Origin of the sequence: Aeromonas sp. FDAARGOS 1417 (assembly GCF_019046985.1) — a bacterium.
Lineage (GTDB): Bacteria > Pseudomonadota > Gammaproteobacteria > Enterobacterales > Aeromonadaceae > Aeromonas > Aeromonas veronii.
In genome coordinates this window covers 1,317,062-1,335,345 of the sequence record NZ_CP077221.1, presented here as the reverse complement: position 1 = coordinate 1,335,345, position 18,284 = coordinate 1,317,062, and the positions used below count along the sequence as shown (strand labels likewise).

The 18,284-nt window shown below is 57.6% G+C and carries 17 protein-coding genes; 3 read left to right on the top strand and 14 right to left on the bottom strand.

Going from position 1 to position 18,284, the window contains the following annotated elements:
- Nucleotides 1-209: 209 nt before the first annotated feature.
- Nucleotides 210-1,361: a DUF1615 domain-containing protein gene (locus I6L47_RS05850; protein ID WP_047437512.1), complete on the top strand. Its 1,152-nt coding sequence runs from the start codon at nt 210-212 to the stop codon at nt 1,359-1,361.
- A gap of 67 nt (nt 1,362-1,428) precedes the next feature.
- On the opposite strand, the gene I6L47_RS05845 is transcribed toward I6L47_RS05850, so the two are convergent.
- The 5 genes from I6L47_RS05845 to I6L47_RS05825 all read right to left on the bottom strand — a co-directional run bounded on the left by I6L47_RS05845 (nt 1,429) and on the right by I6L47_RS05825 (nt 5,416).
- A complete protein-coding gene (locus I6L47_RS05845) occupies nt 1,429-1,668 on the bottom strand; it encodes a hypothetical protein (protein WP_005337622.1) in 240 nt (79 codons plus the stop codon).
- Nucleotides 1,669-1,755: 87 nt separating this feature from the next.
- Nucleotides 1,756-2,613 carry a nuclease-related domain-containing protein gene (locus I6L47_RS05840; protein ID WP_216948884.1) on the bottom strand — a complete coding sequence of 286 codons (858 nt, stop codon included), beginning with the start codon at nt 2,611-2,613 and terminating at the stop codon, nt 1,756-1,758.
- Nucleotides 2,614-2,813: 200 nt separating this feature from the next.
- On the bottom strand, nt 2,814-3,197 hold the full coding sequence (locus I6L47_RS05835) for a hypothetical protein (RefSeq protein ID WP_216948883.1): 384 nt from the start codon (nt 3,195-3,197) through the stop codon (nt 2,814-2,816).
- 87 nt (nt 3,198-3,284) lie between these two features.
- Complete coding sequence (locus tag I6L47_RS05830; protein WP_204483141.1) at nt 3,285-3,827, bottom strand: hypothetical protein; 543 nt, start codon at nt 3,825-3,827, stop codon at nt 3,285-3,287.
- Nucleotides 3,828-4,450: 623 nt separating this feature from the next.
- Nucleotides 4,451-5,416, bottom strand: coding sequence for an autotransporter domain-containing protein (locus I6L47_RS05825; protein ID WP_216948882.1), 966 nt, complete (start codon nt 5,414-5,416; stop codon nt 4,451-4,453).
- A gap of 222 nt (nt 5,417-5,638) precedes the next feature.
- Between I6L47_RS05825 and I6L47_RS05820 the strand changes: the two genes are divergently transcribed.
- Nucleotides 5,639-6,514, top strand: coding sequence for an OmpA family protein (locus I6L47_RS05820; protein WP_005337611.1), 876 nt, complete (start codon nt 5,639-5,641; stop codon nt 6,512-6,514).
- Nucleotides 6,515-6,599: 85 nt separating this feature from the next.
- Here I6L47_RS05820 and gloA read toward each other — a convergent pair whose 3' ends face one another.
- The 9 genes from gloA to I6L47_RS05775 all read right to left on the bottom strand — a co-directional run bounded on the left by gloA (nt 6,600) and on the right by I6L47_RS05775 (nt 17,515).
- Nucleotides 6,600-7,013, bottom strand: a complete 414-nt coding sequence (gene gloA / locus I6L47_RS05815; RefSeq protein WP_005347113.1) for a lactoylglutathione lyase — start codon at nt 7,011-7,013, stop codon at nt 6,600-6,602.
- A gap of 56 nt (nt 7,014-7,069) precedes the next feature.
- Complete coding sequence (nth, locus tag I6L47_RS05810) at nt 7,070-7,711, bottom strand: endonuclease III (RefSeq protein ID WP_076493712.1); 642 nt, start codon at nt 7,709-7,711, stop codon at nt 7,070-7,072.
- Between the two features lie 13 nt (nt 7,712-7,724).
- A complete protein-coding gene (locus tag I6L47_RS05805) occupies nt 7,725-8,477 on the bottom strand; it encodes an electron transport complex subunit E (protein WP_041202329.1) in 753 nt (250 codons plus the stop codon).
- 24 nt (nt 8,478-8,501) lie between these two features.
- Nucleotides 8,502-9,134, bottom strand: coding sequence for an electron transport complex subunit RsxG (gene rsxG / locus I6L47_RS05800; protein ID WP_150997409.1), 633 nt, complete (start codon nt 9,132-9,134; stop codon nt 8,502-8,504).
- 43 nt (nt 9,135-9,177) lie between these two features.
- Nucleotides 9,178-10,230 (bottom strand): electron transport complex subunit RsxD, encoded by a 1,053-nt coding sequence (rsxD, locus tag I6L47_RS05795; protein ID WP_216948881.1) that lies wholly within the window; start codon nt 10,228-10,230, stop codon nt 9,178-9,180.
- Nucleotides 10,231-10,241: 11 nt separating this feature from the next.
- Nucleotides 10,242-13,013, bottom strand: coding sequence for an electron transport complex subunit RsxC (gene rsxC, locus I6L47_RS05790; RefSeq protein WP_216948880.1), 2,772 nt, complete (start codon nt 13,011-13,013; stop codon nt 10,242-10,244).
- Nucleotides 13,014-13,027: 14 nt separating this feature from the next.
- On the bottom strand, nt 13,028-13,606 hold the full coding sequence (gene rsxB, locus I6L47_RS05785) for an electron transport complex subunit RsxB (RefSeq protein ID WP_005350799.1): 579 nt from the start codon (nt 13,604-13,606) through the stop codon (nt 13,028-13,030).
- A 2-nt stretch (nt 13,607-13,608) separates the two neighbouring features.
- Nucleotides 13,609-14,190: an electron transport complex subunit RsxA gene (gene rsxA / locus I6L47_RS05780; protein ID WP_005337600.1), complete on the bottom strand. Its 582-nt coding sequence runs from the start codon at nt 14,188-14,190 to the stop codon at nt 13,609-13,611.
- 181 nt (nt 14,191-14,371) lie between these two features.
- Complete coding sequence (locus tag I6L47_RS05775; RefSeq protein WP_216948879.1) at nt 14,372-17,515, bottom strand: DUF3427 domain-containing protein; 3,144 nt, start codon at nt 17,513-17,515, stop codon at nt 14,372-14,374.
- A 154-nt stretch (nt 17,516-17,669) separates the two neighbouring features.
- On the opposite strand from I6L47_RS05775, the gene I6L47_RS05770 reads away from it, so the two are divergent.
- Nucleotides 17,670-18,137 (top strand): hypothetical protein, encoded by a 468-nt coding sequence (locus I6L47_RS05770; protein ID WP_216948878.1) that lies wholly within the window; start codon nt 17,670-17,672, stop codon nt 18,135-18,137.
- Nucleotides 18,138-18,284: the final 147 nt, after the last annotated feature.

The following is an 18,284-nucleotide window of genomic DNA, read 5'->3' as shown; positions in this document are numbered from 1 at the left end:
TTCGGCTCGGGTGAGTCATGGAGGAAGGTCATGTCTTCCGCATCGCAGACAACGGATGGCGCGTGGGGCGGCAAAAGCTGGCAAGGGGAGGGGATGCTGCGAGCACAAGTTTCAACTGCAGCAGGCAATCCTCTACAATGGCCCCACTTTGCTTGTCAGTGCAGAGCCAGCGGCGCTGCCTGTAGGGCCAACAAAAAATGGACATGCTTATGACCGCTTTGCCTTCCTGTCGTCTTCTTGCCTTCTGCTCTGCCTTGTTGCTGGCCGGTTGTGCCAGTGATCCCGCCTCCGCGCCTGCCAAAGAGGCGAGCGTGAGCAACCCCAAAACGCCCCCTGCCATGCAGCCGCGCAAACCGGCGGATATGAAGAGCCGCATCGTGCGCTTCTTGCCCCGTCAGGTGCCTGACAAACAAGGGTGGGCCAACGACGTGGTGACGGCGCTCACCACCCAGGGGGTGACGGTGAATGATCACAATGTCTGTAGCGTGCTGGCGGTGGCGGAGCAGGAAGCCACCTATCAGGCCGACCCCGTGGTGCCGGGCCTTGGCAAGATCGCCTGGAAAGAGATCAACTCACGGGCAGCCAAGCTGCTGATCCCCGAATTTATGGTGCGGGCCGCGCTCTCCATCAACTCGCCCACCGGCAAGAGCTATGCCGAGCGCATCGACAAGTTGCGTACCGAGCGGGAGATGAGTGAAATCTTCGAAGACATGATCAGCATGCTGCCGATGGGCAAGACGCTGTTTGGCAACCTCAACCCGGTGCATACCGGTGGCCCGATGCAGGTGAGCATCGCCTTTGCCGAGGCCAACGCCCGTGGCTACCCCTATCCAATCAAGGACTCCATTCGCCACGAAGTCTTTACCCGTCGCGGCGGCATCTGGTTTGGCACCAAACATATCTTCGGTTATCCCGCCGACTACCCGGATACCCTCTACCGCTTTGCCGATTTCAACGCCGGCTGGTACGCCAGTCGCAATGCCGCCTTTCAGGCCGCCGTCAGCCGTTTGAGTGGCAAAACTCTGGCGCTGGACGGGGATTTGATCCGTTATGACTCGGATCTGCCGGGTAACACCGAGCTTGCCGTTTACACCCTCGCCAACCGGGTCAATATGAGCAAACAGGCAATCCACCAGAGCCTGCGCAAAGGGGATACCGCCGAATTTGCCGAGACCGATCTCTACCATCGCATCTTTACCCTGGCCGACAAGCAAGCGGGCAAGCGACTGCCCCGCGCCATCCTGCCCGGCATTCAGCTAAAGAGCCCGAAAATCACCCGCAACCTCACCACCGCCTGGTTTGCCAAGCGGGTAGATGACAGGGAGCAACGCTGCGTGCGGCAGATGGCGACGATTCGGTAGGACTGGGTTTGCTTCGAGACTAGTTGCAAAGCGGGTTGCCATTGTTAATGGCAACCCGCACGCATGCTTAATAGACTCTCCAACGGAAGCCTTTCGCTTGCATGCAATCCGTGATTACTTCGTTTTTTTCTTCGGCAGAAATATCGTTAAGACGTATCTCATATCTGCATTGAGATAATGCAGTGAGGGTATCGTCATCTGTAACGCCTTCTTTTTTCCATGTCGGTTGTGGTGGTGATGCACAAGCTGTCATTAGCATGCTGATGCTGGCCACTACTGCTAATACCGACATTTTCTTGATGTTCATTAATCAACTCCCTTTGAATAGATGTGTTTTGGTTTGTGAATATGGGTGAACCTTTTATGGTTTGGGCCGTACTTTAGGTCGGCATGTTTATTGGTGTGGTGTAATTCCCCGACATGTTGGATAGCTACTGCATCCCCAAAACCGATTGCCTCGGTTATCCCCCCGTTTGGCGGTACGCAATACCATCGGGTTGCCGCATCTGGGACATAGTGGATTTGCTTGGGTGAGCGATTCGGTGATGGTTGGCGCGGCGTTCACCACCTGATTGACCACAGGCATTGCAGCTACGGATAAAGGCGGGCGGGGAACCTCGCTGTGACGTGCTTTCAACTGCGCCACATGCTGTTTATGGGTCTGCCAATTGGCGGCCAGTCGTCCCTGCTGGATGGTGTCGATCACTCTGGTGACTTCGGCAGGGGTCAACACCTGCGTGGTTTTACTCTTGATATAGCGAATAAGCCCACGGTTCATCACGTTATCCGGCATGGGGTTTTTAAAGGTGCAGTCGCCAATAAAGTAGATAATCGAATGGAGCTGATGATCAGCAAGACCCAGCAAGGATTTGAGCGTCATCAGGTGCAGATAGTTTTGGCGCAGGGGATTTTGAAAGGTATGTTTGCGGCGATAGAGTTGCTGGGTCCAGCTCTTGTGGGCTGGATTGCCAAATATCCACCCCTTGATGTTCTTGGTTTCGATGACAAACAGCCCGAAGCGCGAGACGATCACATGATCGATCTGGGTAGTGCCCTGCGGGGTGGGCAGCGTCACATCCTTGAGCAGGTGGTACTCCCGCTGGTCGAGAAAAAGCCGGATGCCCAAGTTGATAAATGCCTCTCCAACCATCCCTTTGAACCAAGGCGTTTTGATCAGGGTGGCAATCAACAACAGGGGCAGCAGATACCAGAACTGGCCCAGCAGAACCGCAATAACGGGTGTGAAGTCCATTTCAACTCGCTTTGGAATTGGGCGATGAGGTGCCGAATTGAGCCATCCTAACAATTTCACCAGAAGGAATATGTGACAGATTGCACTAACTCTGTGGCAAGGCTGGATTTTTCGGGGCGGGCTGTGGTTGATGGTAAATCGCAGGTGCAAAAAAGCCCCTTGGCGGGGCTTGGTGTCTGGCAAGGCCGGTGTCGGGGTTATCAATCGAACAGGATGCGGCCGCTGGTGCCGGCATCGCTGTCTTTCCAGCTGGCGCCGCTTTTGCGCAGGGTGTAAGTGATGGTCTCCTGCTTTAATTTCAGGTAGTCGCTGCCGCTGTGGCTCGGTTTGACCTGATTGCCATCGATATAGGTCTCCCCTGTGGTATCGACGTGAATTTCGGCCACGGTGCGGCCATCGTCAGTGACCGCCTTATAGTTGCCAGCCCACGGGCTCTCGTCGCCATACTGCACGGCTCCTTCCTGAGCGTGCGCTTGGGCATGGGTCTTGTGGCCATGATGGGTTTTGGCCACGGCGCAGCCGGAGATACCGACCGCCAGCAGGCAACCGAGGGTGACATTGAGCAGAGTCTGTTTGGATTTCATCTTCATTTACCTGTATCAAATAATTGCAATGGATAAGGGGGGGAGCCCCCACGGGCGGTGTGGGCTCCGCTGAGCCGTGGCTCTAAATCAGTCCTGATTGATGCCCGAAATGTGGCCGCGGGAGTCGGTGAGGCAGTGCCAGAGCCGGTCATGGGGCCCTTTGATATCAATCATCATCCCCGCTTGGGAGTCGGCCACATAGTCGAGGGTCAGTTTGCTGCGGCTGACGCCTGCTTTTCTGGCGACGGCGTTCATGCAGGCGTTCTCGGCAACCTTGGTTTGCGCAGTGCTGCCGTTGTAGGCACTGCTGCTGGCGCTCTCATCATCATCGCCGTCGTCATCGTTCTCATCGTCATTGAGCTGGCAGGCGCCGCTGTCGCCATTTTTGACAAAATAGGTGATGCCCCAGTCGCCATTTTTCACCATGGAGAGGGTGGTGCGCCCCTTGCTCGCCTCGTAGAAATTTGAATTCACTTTTTTAAGCGGAACTTGCTGGTTATTGATATAAGCCGTGCCATCTTCGACGCGAAGATTAATATGTCCAGGACAGCTGGCGGATAAATCAGGCACCCCTGCATATGCGGTTCCGGTTATGACCAATACAGAGAGAGCAAGCAGCGTTTTTTTCATCAGATAACCTCAAATCAACAAGGATCAGCAAGTGTGATGTCGTCAAAATAACGGTTGCTATGCCTGAACGTTATTTCTGTGCTCATTGCACACCTGTTATCAGTAGCCCGCAGTCAGTCGTTTCAGTGCGCCTCGTCCTGCCGGGATGACGCCAAATTTAGCAGTCGGGTGATGTAAGTAAAATAAAACAGGATTAATTGGATTCATAAAATATGAAAAACTATAAATCATTTAAAACAATGAGTTAGGTATGATTCGTGTCACTGGACACAAGATGGGGGACCTCCGAGTTGGTTCCTTATGGGCATCGATAAAGTTGGCCATTGGGCTGCAATATCTGGAGTTGAGTATTTTCTCTGTTGCAAGCGGGCACAGGCTGGCGACATCACAGGACCAATCAGCCATTGCGCGCCGTAAATACACAGACAAAAAACTCCAATATTCGGTGTGCGAGGGGGAAATTAGCCTACCAGCAGGAAGATATTTTTACCTGATATGACTGGGTGGTGAGGCATATGAAAGGGGCAGGATAAATAAACCCTCCTTCAATAGGGCATGATTATATGGCGTGTTAATGTACTTTTCCTGAGGATTGCCCACTCTTGGCAGGCAAAAATAACGACTTAGAAACTCATGGCCAACCCGATGGAATAACCGCTGGTGTTGTGGCTGAACATATAGCGGGCAACCAGCCGGGTACGGGTGACTATGATGTCGTATTTGCTGCTGTCCAGCTCCAGACCGGCGCCGATAGAGTTGAGGGAGTCAAAGCCAAGCAACCCCCGCTGCTCCCCCAGATATGCGGTATGGGCCCCCTCCAGTACATAGCGCACCGGTCTGTCGAGCAGTGTCCAGTCAAACAGTGGGGCCCGGCGGCGCAGATAGAGACCGAGGTTCTCCGCCTCGGCGTGACCACTGACGCTGGTCGAGGTACCGCCAAAGCTCTGCAGGTGCTGGTAGGAGTAGCGCACTTCGATATCGATATCCTGCGTCTTTGAAAAGAGCTCGTAGTCGAGCATCAGCGAGCCCCCCAGTCCGTACATATTGAGCTGTCCACCATCGAGAAAATCCAGCGAATAGCCCTTGGTACGCTCCAGCAGCCAGTTGCCGATCCGCAGATCGCTGGCCATGGTACCGAGCGAGACGTTGGCGATGGGGCGCAGCACCCAGTGGCCACCGCGCGGGTCTTCATGGAGGGCGATATCCCAGCCGATCCCGCCTGAAGCTGTCAGGCTGTTCCATTTGGTCGGGAGGGTGCGGCTCTCGGTGCCGTTGCTCACCACAAACTGGGGATCGTAGCGGCTAAAGCCGATCGCCCCTTCCAGATAGATGGGCACGGCTTCACTCATGGTGGCGCCGCCGCCGATCTGGGTCATGTTGAGGGCGGCAGATTGATTGGTGCCGCTGCCGATATCGAGGTTGCTGGCGGTGATGTCGGGCACCACGGTGAAGGTCATCAGCGAGAGCACCGCATTGGCGCGCTCCTGTGCCCACTCCTGATCCTGTGTTGCAGCTTTGACGGTGCTGCCGGATAGCGCCAGCAGCATTGGCAACAACATCTGCAATAAAGAGGAGCAAGAGCGGTGCATGAGTGTGGTTCCCGATAAGCGGCGTCTGATTGCCCTGATTTTACTGTAGCGAGCTTCCTGCCGGTTGGCACGGAGCTAAGAGGGGGAATAAGCGCCGCTTGCGGTCGGTTGTCGCTGAGGGGCAAGCCTTTGCCACACCAACGGCACGCCTTTGCAGTTTGTCGCTAAAGCTTGGCCTCTTGCCGCCGATATCTCTTGTGAGATCGTGTGGAGGACAAGCAATTGAACGCTTGGGTGTTGGGGTTGGTCAGCATATCCGTGAGTATGCAGTTACAGGCTGGGGTCACCGAATTTGGTGCCGGTCTGGATCAATCCGTCTGGCGTTTGACCTCCGATACCCAGATTGAGTGTCGCCTCGAGCATCCTATTCCCAACTGGGGAACGGGGGCTTTTGTCAGTCGTGCCGGTCGCAAGATCAACCTCGACTTCGAACTCAAGGGCAAGCGGCCACAGGCCCAGACCCAGACGGTGAGCCTTGGCATCATGCCGCCGGTATGGCGCCCGGGGATAGCCGGGCGAGAAGTGAGTCAACTGCGCTTCTATCAGCAGTTCGATGGGCTGGTGGAGGGGCAAACCGCCTGGACCATGCTCGACGAGCTGGAGGGGGGGCGGATGCCGACCTTCCAGTATCGGGACTGGTATCGCCAGAACCGCGCGGTGCGGGTGTCCCTCTCGTCGGTCAACTTTCGGGTGAAATATCAGGCCTTTATAGACTGTCTGAGCGGGCTCTTGCCCTACAGCTTCAATGACATCGCCTTTAGCGTGCTTACCTACGACAAGAACAGTGATCAGCTCTCCATTCCCTCCAAGCGGCGGCTGGCGATGATCAGCGAGTTTATCAAGGCGGACAAGAGCATCGACGTGGTGGTGATCGACGCCTACAGCGACAGCTATGGCGGCCGCTGGCCGAACCTGAAACTCTCCGAGAAGCGGGCCGATGCCATCAAGAAGGTGTTTGTCGATCTGGGGATCGATCCTGGCAAGATCTCGGTGGAGGGGCATGGCGAGAAGCAGCACGTCGCCTCCAACGAAACCGAACAGGGTCGTGCCAAGAACCGGCGGGTGGTGATCAGCATGGGGCGCAATGGCGAGATCTAGCGCCGTCCCCGGTCAGAGAAGCATAAAAAAGAGCGCATCTGCGCTCTTTTTTGATCCTGCCATTCGGCAGCGGGATTAGGGCAGCTTAGAAGCTGTCACCGAGGCCAGTACCGGCATCTTTCTTGGCGATCAGTTCAATCTTGTAACCGTCCGGATCTTCGACGAAGGCGATGACGGTGGTACCGCCCTTGACCGGGCCCGGCTCGCGGGTGATCTTGGCACCGGCGGCGCGCAAGGCATCGCAAGTGGCATAGATGTCGTCCGCTTCCAGCGCGATGTGACCGTAGGCGGAGCCCAGTTCGTACTCGCTCACCCCCCAGTTGTAGGTCAGCTCGATCACCGCTTCATCCTTCTCGTCACCGTAGCCAACGAAGGCCAGGGTGTACTTGTACTCGCTGTTCTCGCTCTTGCGCAGCAGCTTCATGCCAAGGACGCGGGTGTAGAAGTCGATGGAGCGTTGCAGATCGCCGACACGCAGCATGGTATGCAGAATTCTCATTGCTCAGTTCTCCGGGTTGGTGATGTGTACTGCTTTCAATCTCGGTTGCGAGGCCATCAGCTCTCTGGATAGACCTTCTCTTTGTACTCGCACAAGTCCTCGATGATACAGGAACCACAACGGGGCTTGCGAGCCAGACAGGTGTAACGCCCGTGCAGGATGAGCCAGTGGTGGACATCCAGCTTGAACTCGGCGGGTACCACTTTGAGCAGCTTCTCCTCCACCTGATCCACGTTCTTGCCTACCGCAAAGCCGGTGCGGTTCGATACCCGGAAGATATGGGTATCGACGGCGATGGTGGGCCAGCCAAAGGCGGTGTTGAGCACCACGTTGGCGGTCTTGCGGCCGACGCCGGGGAGGGCTTCCAGCGCTTCGCGGTTCTCCGGCACCTCGCCGCCGTGGCGCTCCAGCAGGATGGCGCAGGTCTTGATGACGTTCTCGGCCTTGGTGTTGAAGAGGCCAATGGTCTTGATGTAGCTCTTGAGCCCCTCCACCCCGAGATCCAGCATCGCCTGCGGGGTGTTGGCCACCGGATAGAGCTTGTCGGTCGCCTTGTTGACGCTGACATCGGTCGCCTGCGCCGAGAGCAGCACGGCGATCAAGAGCTCGAACGGCGAGTTGAAGTTGAGCTCTGTGGTGGGGTGGGGATTGTTTTCCCGCAGTCGCTCGAGGATCTCTCTGCGTTTCTGATTGTTCATGCCTTGCGTCCGATCATAGCTCGGTCGCCCGGACGCGGGCCGGGGCAACGTTGCAGTGGGCTACGGTAGCGGCCTGTTTGCGATCACGCCAGTCGTTGATGGCGTTCTTGGCGGCGATCAGCAGTCCCAGCCCGATAAAGCCGCCCGGCGGCAAAATCGCCAGCAGCAGGCTGGCATCGGCGTGGAACAGCTCGATGCGCAGGGATTTGGCCCACTCGCCCAGCAGCAGCTCGGCGCCATCAAACAGGGTGCCCATGCCGATGATCTCGCGCATGCCGCCCAGTACCAGCAGCACCAGGGTAAAACCAAGGCCCATCATCAGGCCGTCGAGGGCCGCCAACAGCGGCGGGTTCTTGGATGCATAGGCCTCGGCGCGGCCGATGATGACGCAGTTGGTGACGATCAGGGCGATAAAGATGCCAAGCGCCTGATAGAGGCCATAGGTGTAGGCGTTCATCAGCAGCTGTACGCTTGTCACCAGCGAGGCGATGATCATCACATAGACCGGGATGCGAATATCCTTCGGCACCCAGTTGCGCACCAGCGAGACGGCGAGGTTGGAGCAGACCAGCACTGCCATGGTGGCAAGGCCCAGCCCCAGCGCATTGGTAAAGGTGGAGGAGACGGCGAGGGTCGGGCAGAGGCCCAGCACCTGCACCAGCGAGGGGTTGTTCTTCCACAGCCCCTGACTCATCAGCTCCTTGAGCTCGCCCTTGCGGCTTTCCAGCTCGGCAATCGGGGCTGCGCCCGTTTCAATCTGTTCCATCTGGTTCATGATGGCTCGACTCCGTTAGTGCGCCGCCGGACAAGCCGGGGCGTTGCTGAGCAGTTCGGGTTGCTCCTGCTGCAGTTTCAGCAGGTTCTTCACCGCCTTGACCACGGCACGGGGGGTGATGGTGGCGCCGGTAAAGGCATCGAACTCGCCGCCATCCTTCTTCACCGCCCATTGAGGCTCGTTGTCATGGGTCAGGAATTTTCCGGCAAAGCTGTTGATCCAGTCCGATTTCTTCAGCTCGATCTTGTCACCGAGGCCCGGGGTCTCGTTGTGAGCGAGCACGCGCACGGCGGTGATGGTGCCCTTGGCATCAAAGCCCGCCACGATGCGGATTGCCCCGCTGTAGCCATCCGGCGCGATCGCCTCCAGCGCATAGCCGGTCACCACGCCATTCTTGCTGGCGGTATAGAGGGCCTGCGGCTGATCGCTACCCAGATACTTCCTGCTGGTGACTTGCTTGCAGCTGGCCACCAGATCGTTGTCATAGCTCCCCTCCGGCAGCAATACCGAGAGGGTCTGCTGTTTCTCCAGCTGCTGCTGGTGGGCGATTTTATCCTTGGTCAGCTCGTTGGTCAGTACCACCAGCGCGGTACAGCCGAGCGCGAACATGGCTAGAATAAGGCCGTTCTTGCGCATGCTCTTTAACATGTCCGGGCTCCGTCAGCTGTGATGGGGGAAAAGGGCAGAAACATCATTGGCGACGGGCTCCATACACTTTCGGGCGAGTCAGGCTGTCAATAAACGGCACACAAAGGTTGGCCAGCAGCACGGCGAAGGCAAACGCATCGGGATAGCCGCCAAAGCGGCGAATGATGTAGACCAGCACCCCGATCAGCACGCCATAGACCAGTCGGCCGCGCGGCGTGGTGCAGGCGCTGACCGGATCGGTGGCGATAAAGAAGGCCCCCAGCATAGTCGCGCCGCTAAAGAGATGGAACATGGGCGTGGCAGTCGCATCCGGGCTCACCAGATAGCCGATGGTGGAGGCCGCCAGCAGGGCACCGAGAATGGCGGTCGGAATGCGCCAGTTGATCACCTTCTGTTGCAGCAGGAACAGGCCGCCCAGCAGATAGCCGAGGTTGACCCAGCTCCAGCCGATGCCGCCCCAACCCTCGAACAGCGGGCCGCTCAGGATCTCGCCGGTGGTGAGCCCCTGAGTCAGGCCGGTTTTCAGGGTATCGAGGGGGGTCGCCATGGTGAGACCATCCACCCCCTGCTTGAGCTGGGCCATGCTGTAGCCGTCGAGGCTAAAGCCGGTGAAGATGACTGACGCCGCGTCGCCAAAGCCGAGGCTGTAGGCGCGCACGCTCTCCGGCGGCAGCCAGCTGGTCATCTGCACCGGGAAGGAGACCAGCAGCAGCACATAGGCGACCATGGCCGGGTTGAACAGGTTCTGACCCAGTCCGCCGTAAAGGTGTTTGGCGACAATGATGGCAAAGGCCGTGCCCACCACCAGCATCCACCACGGCAGCAGCGGCGGCAGGGAGAGACCGATCAGCACGGCGGTGAGCGCCGCACTGCCATCCATCAGGGCAGGCTTGATGGTTCGGCCACGGAGCTTGAGCACCAGCGCCTCGCACAGTAGCGCAGTGACCATCGCCAGCAGGATTTGGATAAAGGAGCCCCAGCCGAAGAACCAGGTCTGGGCCAGCAAGCCCGGCACGCAGGCCAGGATCACCAGCAGCATCAGGGTTCGGGTCTGTTTGCGGTTATGGGCAAACGGCGCAGTCGCAATATTGAACATGAGTCTGTCGATTACCTTGTGGTTGTTCGGTCGGCTGACGGGGCATCTTCAGCGGCGGTCTCTGCGGCTCTGGCTGCCTCGGCCGCCAGCTTCTTCGCCTTGGCGCGGGCCACCGCGGCTGCAATGGCCGCTTTTTTCGGATCAACCGGGGCGTCAACCGCTGGAGCGCTCGCTTCAGGCGCGGCAGTGACGGCAAGTGGTTGCTCACTGCTGGCGGCGTCGGTTTGCATCGGCTCGGCCGGTGCGCGCTCACCCTCAGTTTCGGCTCTATCTACCTGAGTACCGGCTCTATCTACCTGAGTACCGGCACTCTCTACCTCAGCACTGGCACTCTCTACCTCTGCACTGATACGCTCGCTCTGCTGGGCCAGTTTTTTGGCCTTGGCCCGGGCGATGGCAGCGGCGATAGCGGCTTTCTTGGGATCGACCGCTTCACTTGCAGCCGTATCTCTTTGGCTGGTGGTTACTTCGCTCTTGGCTAGCGCCACGTCACGGGTCTCCGCGCTTGCTGATAGCTCACCTTGCGCACCCTCAGCACCGGCACTTTCGCCCTGCTGGGCCAGCTTTTTGGCCTTGGCGCGGGCAATGGCAGCGGCGATAGCGGCTTTCTTGGGATCAACCGCTTCGCTGGCCGCAGATGGCGCATCGCTTTGGGTTGCAGCGGATTCGCTGGTGCCTGCGGTTGCAGTCAGTTCGCCCTCAGCGCTGTCACCCTGCTGAGCGGCCTTCTTGGCCTTGGCCCGGGCGATGGCAGCAGCAATAGCGGCTTTCTTGGGGTCAACTGCTTCGCTGGCAGCAGATGGCGCATCGCCTTGCGAGCCTGCGTCGGCTACCGCGCTGTGATCTGCGCTTACCGGTTCAGCATTCGCCTCGGCCTTTTTGGCTTTGGCACGGGCAATGGCGGCGGCAATTGCCGCTTTTTTCGGATCAACCTCTGCCTTTTGCTGATCAGCATCTACCGCAGGCGCAGCAGCGGCTTCGGCAGCCACAGGCTCGGCGCTATCGCCAGCCTGAGCGGCTTTCTTGGCCTTGGCGCGCGCCAGTGCGGCGGCGATGGCTGCTTTCTTGGGATCGCTGGCGGGGTCAACCGCCTCGGCGGGTTGCGCCGCAGCGGCAGTGTCGCTGTTTGCGCTCTCCGCCAGCTTGGCGGCGCGGCGCGCTTCTGCTTCCCGTTTGCGGGCTTCGCGGGCGGCAATCACGGCGCTATTGTCAGGCAAGCCCTCGGCGGTGGCGGTAATGGCTGTGATGGGGGCATCCTGCTTGGCCTTGATGCGGGCAAGGGCCGCTGCCACCGGATCTTCCCCGCCTGCGGCCGTCATGGTCTGACGGCGCTGGGCGGCTGCTTCGGCATGGCGCGCTTCGCGGGCCGCTTTCTCCCGCTCGAAACGGGCCTGCTTGGCCTCGAAGCGCTGCTTGGCGCGCTCGGCTTTCTCGGCCTCGGCGCGGGCTTCGCGAATGTCGTCTTTGGCGATCTTGTAGTACTGCACCAGCGGGATCTCGCTGGGGCAGACCCAGGCGCAGGCGCCGCACTCGATGCAGTCCATCAGGTTGAGCTTCTCGGCCTTGTCATACTCCTTGGCCCGGCTGTACCAGTAGAGCTCTTGCGGCAGCAGGGTGGCCGGGCAGGCATCGGCGCAGGCGCTGCAACGGATGCAGGGCTGCTCCGGGCCGGGGGCGGGCAGTTCGGCCTGCGTCGGCGCCAGCAGGCAGTTGGTGGCCTTGACCACAGGCACCATGGCGTGGGGCAGGGTAAAGCCCATCATGGGGCCCCCCATGATCACCCGCTGCTCCGCTTCCGGTTGCAGTTCGAAACGCTGCAACAGCCAGCGCACCGGCGTACCGAGGCGCACCCAGGCGTTGCCGGGCTGCTTGAAGCTGTCGCCGGTAAGGGTGACGATCCGCTCGATCAGCGGCTCGCCGTCGATAATGGCGCGCTTGATGGCAAACACGGTGGCGACGTTGAGCACCATGATGCCGATATCGACCGCGCGGCCCCCCTTGGGTACCTGACGGCCGGTCAGCAGCTCGATGGTTTGCTTGGCACCGCCCGAGGGGTACTTGGTCGGCACCGTCTTGACCAGCACATCTTCATCGGTGGCGTGGCGGGTCAGCTGCTCGATCGCCTCGGGCTTGTTATCTTCTACCCCGATCAGGGTGAGTTTTGGTTTGAGCAGGTGCTTGAGTACCCGGATGCCATCCATGATCTCGTCGGCGTACTGCTGCATCAACCGATCGTCGGTGGTGATATAGGGTTCGCACTCCAGCCCGTTGACGATCAGGATCTCGGTGAGCTGGCCGCGGCCGTCGAGTTTGCTGTGGGTCGGGAATACGGCGCCGCCAAGGCCCGCTACCCCCGCCTGCTGGATGCGTTCGAGCAGCTCGCCCCGCTCCAGATTCCAGTAATCCGCTTTGCCATTGCGCTCGCCCCACTCATCCTCCCCATCCGGGGTGAGAATGACACAGAGATCGCCGAGTCCGGAGGGGTGGGCAACCGTGTGGTTGCCAATCTCGGTGATGGTGCCGGAGGTGGAGGCATGGACAGGGACGACCCGCCCCTTGGCATAACGGGTCAGCGGCTGCCCTTTTTTGACCTTGTCGCCCACCTGCACCAGCAGATCGCCGGCGGGGCCTGCGTGCTGGCGCAGCGGAATGATGAGGCGTGGCGGCAGACCGGCGTCTACCACCGGGCTCTGGCTTGATTGCAGCTTGTTGTCGGCGGGGTGAATGCCACCGTGAAAGTCCCAGAGCGTGCCGGCTTTGATACGTTCGAGTAAGGAATGCATGGTTGCTCCGCTGTTTATTCCACTATCTTGACCGGAATCTTGCCCGGAACATGCACGTTATTGAGATCCCACTTCCAGTTATCGACCGTGGTGGGCACCGGGATCATCTCGATGCAATCGGTCGGGCAGGGATCAACACAGAGATCGCAACCGGTGCACTCGTTGGCAATCACGGTATGCATCGCTTTGGTAGCGCCGACAATGGCATCCACCGGGCAGGCCTGAATGCACTTGGTGCAGCCGATGCACTGATCTTCGTGGATAAAGGCGACCTTTTTGACCGGCACTGCGGCCTCGTCACTGCCCCCCAGCGGCTGGGGCTCGACCCCCATCAGATCGGCAATCTTGCGCATGGTAGCCTCGCCACCGGGCACGCACTTGTTGATCTGATCGCCGTTGGCGAGCGCCTCGGCGTAGGGTTTGCAGCCGGGATAGCCGCACTGGCCACACTGGGTCTGGGGCAGCAGGGCATCGAGCTGGTCGACGATGGGGTCTGCTTCCACATGAAACTTGACGGCGGCAAAGCCCAGGATAATCCCGAACGCCAGCGCCAGCAGGGTGAGCACCAGAATGGCAAAGAGAATATGGATCATGGTTATATCTTGATAAGGCCGGTAAAGCCCATAAAGGCCAGCGACATCAGACCGGCGGTGATCATGGCAATCGACACCCCGCGAAATGGGGCGGGCACATCGGCGGCGACCAGACGCTCGCGCATGGCGGCGAACAGGATCAACACCAGCGAGAAGCCGGTGGCGGCGCCAAAGCCGTAGATCACGCTCTGGATAAAGTCGTGTCGCTCATTGATGCTGAGCAGCGCCACCCCGAGCACCGCGCAGTTGGTGGTGATGAGGGGCAGGAAGATCCCCAGCAGGCGATAGAGGGTCGGGCTGCTCTTGCGCACCACCATCTCGGTAAACTGCACCACCACGGCGATCACCAGAATAAAGGCGAGGGTGCGCAGATAGGCGATATCCAGCGGCAGCAGGATATAGTGCTCCACCAGATAGGAGCTGGCACTGGCGAGGGTCATCACGAAGGTGGTCGCCAGCCCCATGCCGATGGCGGTTTCCAGCTTGCCGGAGACCCCCATAAAGGGGCAGAGGCCGAGGAATTTCACCAGCACGAAGTTGTTAACCAGCACGGTGCCGATCAATAAAAGCAGGTACTCAGTCATCAATTACCGTCACTGAAAGTCGGGTTATCGGGGTTTGAAGGCGGGCGGTATTATCTGACGTTAGGGCCAGTTAAACAACCGCAAGGCCGCATGGTTATTATGCAACTGGATAATTTAGCCGGGGTTTTGGGCAAGAATCCGGTGGGTTTTGCGCCATATCCCCACCGGGTGAGAAGCCTTACTAACCAACCGCCAGTTTGGCGGCCTCTTTCCACATAAATGGCGGCATCGGAGTAGTGAGACGCCATTTAATGTTCATCGGTTGGCTGCCAGTGTGGGATACGTACTCCACCTCACCAAAGTTCACAAAGCCAAGGGTGCGGCCAAATTCATCTTTGCTCTGCTCGCGGACGAACAAAAACAAGCGCTTACCTTCTGCTCTGTGGTTGATGTAACTCAGCCCCTTACCCCGTTCTGGGCGAGCGCTGTTTTGGCTCTGCCAATGAAACAGCGACTCGTTGATGGCGTAGTCGTGATAACGGGTAGTGGGGGAGAAGTGCTGTTCCGTTTTGTTCAAGGTCACGAACAGCAACTCGATATTTTGCTCTGCGATGAGATAGACCCCTTCACGAGCCGTGGGTTGGTGGGCGAAGGTGGTCGCGCCAAAGCCAACCAGCACCTGCTCTCTGGCATAGCGAGCATGCAGTTGCAGCGGATTACCGGGAAGGTTTGGCATGGCGCTTTGTTCGTGTTGCACCCGGTTGATCAGCATGGGCAACAGATCTGCCAGCTCGGCCCTTAATTCAGGTTGATTGAGTTGTTTCAGGCTGTGCGCCAAGGAGCTAAAGCCAGCAGTGGGGCCGCTTTGTTGCCAGAAGTCGTAATGGCACATCAAGGCCATGCGTGCATCGTGCTCGGCCGTTAAGGTAAATGCGTCTGCCACCAAGGTTTGTAAGAAGTTCAAGTAATGGAGCGCATCGCAGCCCAATAGCCGGGTTTTGATGGCCCGGGTGTAGAGAGTCGACAACTTCTCATCACTTATTTCAGAAATGGTATGGTTGCTAGCCTGTTTGACCAAGGCGCTCCAATTGCCGCGCTTGTAGATCTCCTCAAGGCTGATATGAGGGTAGAACTTCAAAAAATTCGCCAGCGTCAGCGGTAAATCGCAATCTTGTGAGAAACGGCGGATCAGGCCCATGAGGCGCGAGGTATTGAGGGTCGCCCTCTTGATATTGCTCAGAATGAACTCTTGGGTCTGTTTTGAGAGCTCGATGCGGCAACCCAATGGGGCGTGAGGGAAGCCCTGTTTGATCTCGTGGCTGATCGCCTTATTGGTTTTACCCACCAGAGCCCGGAATTTCTGGGCAAAGTCATACTCAGCACGGGCATTGCCAACAAAGTCCAACACGGTGCAGCACTCTTTATCGCTCGCCAGCCGCAGGCCCCGCCCTAATTGCTGTAAAAAGATGGTGAGGCTTTCCGTTGGTCGTAAAAACAGCAAGGTATCGACTTCTGGGATATCAACCCCTTCGTTGAAGATATCCACCACGCAGAGAATATTGATAACGCCGGTACGCAAATCTTGTTGTTTGCTATACCGTTCTTCTCGGTTATCGCTGGTGAGAATATCAGCCTTGATGCCCTTCAATAAAAAGGACTTGCGCATAAAATCGGCATGTTCACGGCTCACACAAAATGCCAGTGCTTTGATCTTGGTAATATCCGTGACGATCTCATTGAGGCTCTGGACGATTTTCTGTACCCGCTGCTGATTGTGGGTATAGATATTGGTGAGCTCAGTGATGTCATAACGGCCATTTTTCCAAGCCACTTGGCGCAAGTCAGTATCATCATCGATACCAAAATATTGGAACGGACAGAGATGGCGACGATTGATAGCCTCGGGCAAGCGTATCTCTGCTGCGATGACACCACAAAAGTCGGCAAGAATATCACTGCCATCATGGCGCTCTGGCGTTGCGGTTAATCCCAACAGAATGTGAGGTTCAAAGGCGGCGAGCAGACCGCGATAACTGGCCGCCGCAATATGGTGAACCTCATCGATGACGATGTAATCGAAATAGTCTGGGCTAAGACGTAAATTAGCCAGCTGGTTATTCAAGGATTGCACCGAGGCAAATAGCTGACGGTAGTGGGTTGGCACGGCGCCGCCGACTAAGAGTTCGCCAAAATTGGATTGCTTGAGCACTCCGCGGTATGAGGCCAATGCTTGGCGCAAGATCTCCTCTTTGTGGGCGACAAACAGAAACTTGGCGTCGGGTTTGGTTTTCAGAAAACGCGCAAAATCAAAAGCGGAGATCAGGGTTTTCCCTGTACCGGTGGCCGCAACCACCAAGTTACGGAAGCGCTGGTGTAAAGCGCGCTCCATCGCCAATTGTTCAAGGATCTCCAGTTGATGGGGAAACGGCGTGATATCAAAGAAATAGGCAGGGCTATTTTTGTCCCCATCCCCACGGGCCTCTTGCAGCGCATGCTGCAATTTTGTACGGCTTTCGAGCTTGCCATCAAACAGCTCAAAATCATCGGATTCCCAATAGGTTTCAAAGGTACTCAGGGATTTCTCGATAATATGCGGGATCTCTTGCGAGGTGATTTTTAGGTTCCACTCCAAGCCGCTGGTGAGGGCAGAGTGAGAGAGATTGGAGGAGCCTATATAGCCGGTATGAAAGCCGGTATTCCGGCAAAAGAGATAGCTCTTGGCATGCAACCGCTCGCGCTGGGTGTTATAGCTGAGTTTGACTTCGGTATTTGGGAGACTAGCTAAAAATTCAACTGCCTTGGCATCGGTCGCCCCCATATAAGAGGTAGTAATTACTTTTAATTGGCGGCCGCTGCGAGTGAACTCTTCCAGCTCATGACGGAAAATACGGATGCCTGCCCATTTGATGAATGAGACCAGCCAGCAGATGCTATCTGCCGATAATATTTCCCGTTTAATCTCAGACTCCATCGACAAACCTGCATTGCTACCGCAGAACAGCTCACTTTGCGTTAGACCGGTCAGAGGGAAAATATCCTCGGCATATTGCTTTAAATTGGCGGAGATGGGGTTATCCAATTGGTAGAGCGCTGTCAGAATTTTTCCCTGACTATCGATGAGGTTCTCGCCAATAAAGTCTGGGTCTTGGGTGCGATCCTTTAGCCAAAGCAATAACTGGTTAGCCAGCTCAATCTGCCGTTGCAGCTGATCTTCACCAGTTACCGAACCCACCGCATATTCCAAAACCCGACTCAGAAATCTGGATAACCAAACTGCCGCTTCGGCAGGTTCAAGCTGGCGTTCCCCTACGTAAAAGCGCTCGCGGTCGAGTCGAGATGTCAGCAGTTGAGTAATGAGCTGTTCATAAATACCGCATTGTTGCATCGCACTTTAGCCTTGAACGTTGTACATGAGGGTGGCGAGAAGAGTATCATTTTTTCCAACCAAATCAGTAAGCTGTTGTCGCCTGTTACTCGTTTGAAAATCGCCCCGGTTTTCGGTAAGAGAGCGCGGCAGTGACAACCACAGGGAGGTGGTGATGGATCCGGTTTCCTATCTTTTTTCGGCTTATCTCAATCTGGTACAGCAGCAGGTTGCCGATATCTATGGTACCGAGGCCAAGACGCTGGTGGTGCAGTATGAAGGGGAGTCGGTTCCGTTCTCTTTTCAGCTGTGGCAGATCCAGCAGCCGAGCGTTTGTCGTCCCTACGAGCAGGATGTGCGGCGTTTTAGCCAGTGCACGGTCAAGGCGTCCGCCCTGTTTCACAAGCTGTGTGATGACTTGACCCGGCAGGATGACAGCAGCTGGCAACTGCCCAAATTTCGCACCATGTATTGCTCGGCAGCCGTCAGTTATCGGCCCCTTATCGCCGAAATAGGAGATGCCAAACAGAGTCCGGCCAAGCTGGCAGAGCGGGCTTGCAATCAGGCGATTCTGGCGGCGATGGATAGCGAAGATGAGACCCTGCAGGCCCAGCGTGACAAAGCGTGCGCTGCGGTGCAGTAACGCGAATTTATCTGACCAGATCATTTGCGCTCGCTTTGCGCGCCAAGGCACACATGGGCTTACCCTTGCCGGGTATGATGGGGTTGCCCGCCGTGGCAGCAGCAGTCGGATGCTTGCGGGCATATGTCGGTCACATCAGCCAGATCA